This is a genomic window from Erythrobacter westpacificensis (assembly GCF_039542285.1).
In the GTDB taxonomy this organism is placed as follows: domain Bacteria; phylum Pseudomonadota; class Alphaproteobacteria; order Sphingomonadales; family Sphingomonadaceae; genus Alteraurantiacibacter; species Alteraurantiacibacter westpacificensis.
The window spans coordinates 209,640-216,207 of the sequence record NZ_BAABHV010000005.1; the positions used below are offsets into that span (position 1 = coordinate 209,640).

A 6,568-nucleotide genomic window follows, 5' to 3' on the forward strand; every position below is an offset into this window, starting at 1 on the left:
CTGAATTCAATCCTCTCCCATATTCTCTGGGGTGCCGCCTTTTTCACAAGTTTCAAGAGAGATAGGAAGTAATATCGATGGCAGAAGTGACAGTGACCTCGAGAGATGGGGTGGAACATGCCCTTGCGATCACTGAGGGTATGAGCCTGATGGAGACCATACGCGATGCTGGTCTTGACGAGCTCTTGGCCCTTTGCGGGGGATGCTGCTCGTGTGCCACCTGTCATGTCCATGTGGACCCAGCCTTTGCTGCGAAGCTGCCTCCAATGAGTGAGGATGAGGACGATCTGCTGGAAAGTTCAGAGCATCGTGACGATACCTCACGGCTGTCCTGCCAGATTGCGCTTTCGGACAATCTGGCAGGACTCCGGGCACGCATTGCTGAGGAGGATTGATAGATGTATCACTTTGAAGTGGTAATCGTCGGGTCAGGTCATGGCGGCGCGCAAGCAGCTATTGCGCTGCGACAGAACGGATTCGAAGGTTCGATAGCGATAATCGGAAAGGAAGGGGTTCCTCCGTATGAACGACCGCCACTGTCAAAGGAATACCTAAACCAGGAAAAGCCATTTGACCGCATCCTCATACGCCCTGAGAAGTTCTGGCAAGAGAAGGCTATTGAGCTCCTGCTTGGCGAGGAAGTTGTCAGCGTTGACCCTTCCGACAAGGTTTTGAAGCTCAAGGCTGGAGGCATCGTCCAATACGGCCAACTGATCTGGGCCGCAGGTGGATCACCTCGCAGACTCACTTGCGGGGGCGCAGATCTGGCCGGCGTTCATACGATGCGCCAAAAGCTTGATGCCGACCAGGTGATGGCTGAAGTGAAGGCCGGCGCAAAGACCGCTGTAATGATTGGTGGTGGCTATATCGGGCTCGAAGCCGCCGCTGTGTTGCAAAAGCTGGGTTGCTCAACGGTACTTCTTGAAGCGCAAGACCGTCTCTTGTCACGCGTAGCCGGGCCAGAGCTTTCCGAGTTCTTTTGTCGGGAACATCGCGCCCATGGCGTGGATATTCGGTTGGATTGCGTTGTCGATTGCATCGAGGGTAGGGACGGGCACGTGTCGGCAGTCCGCCTTATCGACGGCCAGAAAATCGATTGTGACTTGGTGGTAGTCGGTATCGGTATCAGCCCTTCAGTCGGGCCCCTCGCCGATGCTGGTGCCGAGGTATCGAACGGTGTCCAGGTAGATGAACTCTGCCGCACGAATTTGCCGGATGTATTCGCGATCGGCGATTGTGCACTTCATCATAATCGTTTTTCTGAAGGCGAGCCAATCAGGATCGAAAGCGTTCAGAACGCCGTCGATATGGCAACCGTGGTCGCCAAATCGATATGTGGCAAGCCGGAAGCTTATGCTGCCGTTCCGTGGTTTTGGTCGGATCAATATGATCTGAAGCTGAAGACTGTCGGGCTAAGCACTGGATACGATAGAGCCGTTATTCGCGGGGACATCGAAGCAAAGAGCTTTTCGATCATCTACCTAAAGAAGGGACGAGTAATTGCACTCGACTGCGTCAACGCCGTCAAGGACTATGTTCAAGGGCGAAAGCTCGTGGAAAACTTCGTTTGCGCCGATCCCGAGCGACTGTCAGATCCCGCAAGGCCATTGAAGGAAATCATGGTTGAGCCGACTTAGAGACTGTTCCCATATTTAGACATCGCCACGTCTTTCTCGCCATAAAGATAGGTTTTCCTGCATGGCACGGTCGGAATAACTGAACAGCACAGTCTCCTGTTCGCAATCGAAGCGGATATCCGTCCAGTTTGGTGTGACGAACACGTCATGTTGATTGAATGAGAAGCATTCGTCACCGATTGATACCTTTCCGGTCCCTTCGACGACGCTATAGATAGCTGCATCGGTTGAGCGCACGGGGGCAGAGGAAAAGCCGCTTGGCAACAGCTGCATGAATCCAGCAATGGTTGGCATAAAGTTCCCACCAGTTAGCGGATTGGTGAGGCGCATCTTGAGAGCATGACAGGTGTCCCATTCTCCCTCCCGTGCCAGCGCACCAAGAATCTCCCGCGTTCGCGAATAAGGATAATAGTAGATCGGTGAGAAAGGCCGCACCGGCACGCCAGACAGGGGAGCTAGCCCGCTGCCATATCTATAATGCGAATCTTCATCCGCAACTGTCAATTCTTGGCGCTGGTCTTGGAGACCGTACTCGGTGAAATTGAGGTGTAGATGGTTGATGAGTGGGACGTCAATGCCGTCTAGCCAGATCATCTCTCCATCCGTCACCTTCCCATGATCGTGCCAAGTCCATGATGGAGTGGTGATGACGTCGCCTGGTTTCATCCACATGCGTTCGCCATCGGTAGTCGTGTAACCGCCATCACCTTCTATTACGAGGCGGAGCGCTGAAGGCGTGTGCCGATGCTTCCCTTCGATTTCTCCACCCAGCAAGATTTGCAGTCCGCAACCAAGCGTATGTGTCGCGAAAGGCGTTTTTAGCCCCGGATTGTGTAAGAGTAGGACTCGCCGTTCTGCTTCTGACGGGTCAACTTCACGTGCAGTCCTTGTCAGTAATGGTTTGATCTCGTTATATCGCCAATGCGCAGCGCTACAGGCGGGCTTGGGCTCGGTCGACATTATGTTATGATAGATCGACCAAAGCGGCATTAGCGACTGAGCACGCGCAGCCTCCTCGAGTGACTGTTCAGGGTTTGCTTCGTTCGCAGTTTCAGACATATGCAATCTTCCAAAGCCTCGTTCGGAGGCGGTTGAGCCGGTTCAGGCTGCCGACACCTCGATCGAGAATTCTCCGATACTATCTACCCGGGCCTTAATATGATCTCCGGGTAAGACGGGGCCTACGCCGTCGGGTGTGCCCGTAAAAATGACATCTCCTGGATGAAGGGTGTAGAATGAAGACGCCCAGACAATCAGATCCGGTATTGAGACGACGAGGTCGGCGGTATTGGCCTTCTGCCTGAGTTCACCGTTTACGCTAAGCGACATGTCAAGAGCGCCTGCGTCGGGGATTTCGTCAGCGGTCACCATCCAGGGCCCCAGGACCGCATAGCTATCGATCGATTTCCGGAAACTCCGATCCTCGGAACCTCGCACAGTCATGTCCAGGCCAATTGTGTATCCCGCCACATAAGACATGGCTTGGTCGCGCGACACCCTGTCTGCGGTGCGACCGATTACCACAGCCAGTTCGAGCTCGTGATCTGTTCGGCGATCGAGATGACGCAGATTTATACCGTCCGCCGGGCCTGCCAGCGCGCTCACGGCTTTGAGAAAAAGGGCAACTTCCTGTATCTTTCCGAGATGCCGATCATGATGGATCTGTGGATCAATCGCGGCCTCGTCTAGATGCTTGAGGTAGTTTACCGGAGCGCAAACGAGTTTGGTCGGGTTCGCAACCGGACTCAGGAAGCTGGCTTCGGCAAGCGGCACACGTACCGCTGACGGAGCCGCAGCCACGAACCGTGGAACAAGCGTCCCGAGATTGGCAATCAAGGGATCGCCGAGGGGATAAGGATAGCGAACCGCCGGGAGAGAACCGAGAACGTCGGTTACGTCTGCAATCGTGTCGTCCTCGATGAGGCCGATACGGTTTTCGTTAAAGCGAGCAATTTTCATAAAAAGATCCGAGGAGTATGGCTTTCCACAGGCGTGCCGACACAGCGCCGTGAACTTTTTCGTCGGCTTGCCGCATTACACCACGGCTGTCCCAATCATCACTGCAGGGCTGCTTTGCTGCCATCAGATATCGTTCCCAACTCGTGGTCCGCAGTAGTAGCGGTTATCCGCCTCGGCATCACAAACGCAGACCTGCGTGTCAACCGATAAACAGTACACTGTCATTAATTTTGGCCTCTTTCCAGGTTGGTGGCTGGTCAAGATGCCCAACATACTGAGTTGAAGTGTGGCGGGATTTTGAGTTGCAGTTCGCTGCGTTCTTGGTAGTCAACGAGCATGCATCCGGCGCGAGAGGAAAAACGAGTATCGAAAGATAGCTTGGAAGACGAAAACGACTTCGAATTCCATCGGGAACCCGGGCACCTTGTCCGGCGGCTCCATCAGATTGCGGTCGGCTTGTTTCTTGAGATGTCCTGTGAAAGCGATTTGACGCCGATACAGTATGCGGCTCTCAATGCGATTTGCGCTCACCCTGGTTACGAGCAACGCGAGATTGCGCGGCTGATTGCAATTGATCGCACCACGATTAATTCGGTTACTCGCCGCCTTGCAGAAAGAGAGCTGGTAAAGCGCGAGCCGGTGGGGCGAAGAATTGATCTGTATCCTACCGATAAGGGTTTCGAGCTTCTTGATCGCTCGACCGAGGAAACAGCAGAGCATTCAAACCTACTGCTTTCGCCTCTCAGCGAAATTGAACGCGCTCAATTTCTGAAACTAATGCAAAGGCTGGTCGAGAAAAACAATTCTGCCAGCAGGGCTCCAATGCAAAAGCCAGAGCGAAAGAAGCAAACCGGCGATTGACAGTGCGCTGTCGAATCGCCTATCCCGAATAAGCCATGCACATCTCGCGCGAATGCGCTTTCGTGCCTGTGTCATTCTTCTTGGGAGAGAAAACCGTGTTTTTATACGACCAATGGTACCTTGCTGCCTGGGACGACGAGATTGATCAGCAGCCCGTGCAGCGCTGGCTTCTTGATACTCCGGTGGTTTTCTATCGAAAGGAAGCCGGGCAAGTGGTCGCCATGGAAGACCGTTGTCCCCATCGCTTGGTGCCATTGTCGATGGGTGAGAGGGTTGGTGACAATATTCGCTGCGTTTATCATGGCGCAGTATTCAATCCCGAGGGGAAATGTGAGAGCCTGCCGGGGTCAACGGCCCAAGCGCGGTGCAACGGGGTCCGAACCTTTCCGATCGAGGAGCGCTGGGGGGCAATTTTCATTTGGATGGGGGAGCGAGAAAAGGCTGACGCAGGTTTGCTTCCCCCCGCACAGCTCCTGCGGCGCGAGGGGCGGCGCACGGTTCGCGGTGTGTTGCCGTGCAAAGCCGATTACCAGCTGTGCGTGGATAATCTCCTCGACCTTAGCCATGAAGCCTACTTGCACCCACACACTATTGGCACCCTTGAGGTGGCCGAAATCCCGGTCGAAACGAAAGTTGACGCTAACAAGGTCACCGTCGCCCGGCTCATGAAGAATGTCGAGGCACCGAAGTTGTTCGCCGAGGCGAAGGGCATCGATGCAAACATCGATCGATATCAGACAGTGACCGCCTATTTGCCTTCATTCGTAACCGTGGACGTCAAGGCCACACCGGTAGGAGAACCGGATTATGATGATCCGCTCGAATGGCAGGTTCTGTTTTTCATGACACCGGAGCGTGGCGACAGCACGCACTACTTTTTTGCTGTGTCGCGTGGTTTCGGGCTCGATTCCGAACCTATCGACGAGGCGTTGAAGGCCGGAGCCTTGAAGACAATCCATGAAGACATTGAGATGCTCGAAGCGCAACAGGCGATGCTCGAGACCATTCCACTTCAAGACCGTACTTTGTACACGCGCTATGACGTGGCCCCTGACCGTGCACGCATCATTGTCGACAAAATGGCCAGCCAGGAAAAAGAAAAGGAGCCCACGTAGTATCCCTGGCTACTCGGTTCGCAGCGAGCAGCCATCCCGCAAGTCACGACTACCGGTTTTCTCGCCGGTAGGGTGGTTGAGGGCGTATTTTATCATTGCATTCCCAAGCAAGTCAGATTTCTGCAAGATGGCTGGTGGTGCTTCATCATCAGGCGAGAGGGTGGGCCTTCACCTCTTGACGGTTTGGCTTTGCCAACTGCCGTGACTGCATTACCTTGGCACTGGTAATCTCCTCGATCGGGCCGGAATTCAGCAGTTTCCATTGCTGCGGGTCATGACCGAGGATGAGCATGGTTCCATTCCTTTCATACTCTCTTAGGCGTTCGAAATTCTTACGCATTTCATCGGCTTGCCGTACCACGGTCGGATCCGGAAGAACCATGCCATCTAAAGCTTCCCTGATATAACAGGCATCGGCAGTGAGCATTACATCGCCGTCCGGCAACCTAACGCGCATTGACTGGTGCCCGGGAGTATGCCCGTAGGTCGGCAAAAGAAGGACCGATCCGTCTCCGAACAGATCATGTTCGCCGTCGATCTCAAGACGATCATGGCCAAGATCGTACTGGCGAGGGATCAGGTGGTTTTCGGCGATAAGCTCGGGAACGGCGCCAGCCTCCCATTCGCGCTTCTGAATAACGAGGCGGGCATTCGGTATGCTTGCATTGCCGCCGCAGTGGTCGAGGTGGAGATGGGAGTTAATGAGGAAGTCGACTTTTTGGGGATCGATGCCGAAATTCTGCAACCGAGAGGCAATTTCCTCGCCGGCCTTGAAATCAGGCGTTGCGAGGCCCGCCATCGTGCCAAAGGCCGCATCAATTTCTGCTTGGTCGGGCGACTGCAGGGATTTCTCCAAACCGGTATCGAAAACCGCCGTTCCTTGGGGGTGGACGATCAAAAAAGAGGGTATTGGTACAGCGAGCCAATGAATAGCCCCTAGTTTTCTAGACGCCCTCGGTGCTCATCATCTGCTGCCGTTCGAACTCTACGGGTGAC

7 protein-coding genes are annotated in these 6,568 nt (G+C 54.4%); 4 read left to right on the plus strand and 3 right to left on the minus strand.

Going from position 1 to position 6,568, the window contains the following annotated elements; genetic code table 11:
- Positions 1 to 77: 77 nt before the first annotated feature.
- Together ABFX23_RS03520 and ABFX23_RS03525 are read left to right on the plus strand one after the other, a co-directional pair.
- The gene (locus ABFX23_RS03520; protein WP_346031734.1) at positions 78 to 395 is read left to right on the plus strand and encodes a 2Fe-2S iron-sulfur cluster-binding protein; all 318 of its coding nucleotides are present in this window, start codon (positions 78 to 80) and stop codon (positions 393 to 395) included.
- 3 nt (positions 396 to 398) lie between these two features.
- Positions 399 to 1,637, plus strand: a complete 1,239-nt coding sequence (locus ABFX23_RS03525) for an NAD(P)/FAD-dependent oxidoreductase (protein WP_346031735.1) — start codon at positions 399 to 401, stop codon at positions 1,635 to 1,637.
- Positions 1,638 to 1,652: 15 nt separating this feature from the next.
- Here ABFX23_RS03525 and ABFX23_RS03530 read toward each other — a convergent pair whose 3' ends face one another.
- The gene (locus tag ABFX23_RS03530; protein ID WP_346031736.1) at positions 1,653 to 2,597 is read right to left on the minus strand and encodes a cupin domain-containing protein; all 945 of its coding nucleotides are present in this window, start codon (positions 2,595 to 2,597) and stop codon (positions 1,653 to 1,655) included.
- 141 nt (positions 2,598 to 2,738) lie between these two features.
- Positions 2,739 to 3,596 (minus strand): fumarylacetoacetate hydrolase family protein, encoded by an 858-nt coding sequence (locus tag ABFX23_RS03535; RefSeq protein ID WP_346031737.1) that lies wholly within the window; start codon positions 3,594 to 3,596, stop codon positions 2,739 to 2,741.
- Positions 3,597 to 3,932: 336 nt separating this feature from the next.
- Here ABFX23_RS03535 and ABFX23_RS03540 point away from each other — a divergent pair, with 336 nt between their 5' ends.
- Both ABFX23_RS03540 and ABFX23_RS03545 read left to right on the plus strand, forming a co-directional pair.
- Positions 3,933 to 4,457, plus strand: a complete 525-nt coding sequence (locus ABFX23_RS03540) for a MarR family winged helix-turn-helix transcriptional regulator (protein WP_346031738.1) — start codon at positions 3,933 to 3,935, stop codon at positions 4,455 to 4,457.
- A 35-nt stretch (positions 4,458 to 4,492) separates the two neighbouring features.
- Positions 4,493 to 5,572 carry a Rieske 2Fe-2S domain-containing protein gene (locus ABFX23_RS03545; protein WP_346031739.1) on the plus strand — a complete coding sequence of 360 codons (1,080 nt, stop codon included), beginning with the start codon at positions 4,493 to 4,495 and terminating at the stop codon, positions 5,570 to 5,572.
- A 148-nt stretch (positions 5,573 to 5,720) separates the two neighbouring features.
- Here ABFX23_RS03545 and ABFX23_RS03550 read toward each other — a convergent pair whose 3' ends face one another.
- Positions 5,721 to 6,503 (minus strand): N-acyl homoserine lactonase family protein, encoded by a 783-nt coding sequence (locus ABFX23_RS03550; protein WP_346031749.1) that lies wholly within the window; start codon positions 6,501 to 6,503, stop codon positions 5,721 to 5,723.
- Positions 6,504 to 6,568: the final 65 nt, after the last annotated feature.

Bases quoted from the DNA above. Each gene is read 5' to 3' on its own strand.
- ABFX23_RS03525 (WP_346031735.1), top strand. From the start codon at position 399: ATGTATCACTTTGAAGTGGTAATCGTCGGGTCAGGTCATGGCGGCGCG.
- ABFX23_RS03540 (WP_346031738.1), top strand. From the start codon at position 3,933: ATGCATCCGGCGCGAGAGGAAAAACGAGTATCGAAAGATAGCTTGGAA.
- ABFX23_RS03545 (WP_346031739.1), top strand. From the start codon at position 4,493: ATGCACATCTCGCGCGAATGCGCTTTCGTGCCTGTGTCATTCTTCTTG.
- ABFX23_RS03530 (WP_346031736.1), bottom strand. From the start codon at position 2,597: ATGTCGACCGAGCCCAAGCCCGCCTGTAGCGCTGCGCATTGGCGATAT.
- ABFX23_RS03535 (WP_346031737.1), bottom strand. From the start codon at position 3,596: ATGAAAATTGCTCGCTTTAACGAAAACCGTATCGGCCTCATCGAGGAC.
- ABFX23_RS03520 (WP_346031734.1), top strand. From the start codon at position 78: ATGGCAGAAGTGACAGTGACCTCGAGAGATGGGGTGGAACATGCCCTT.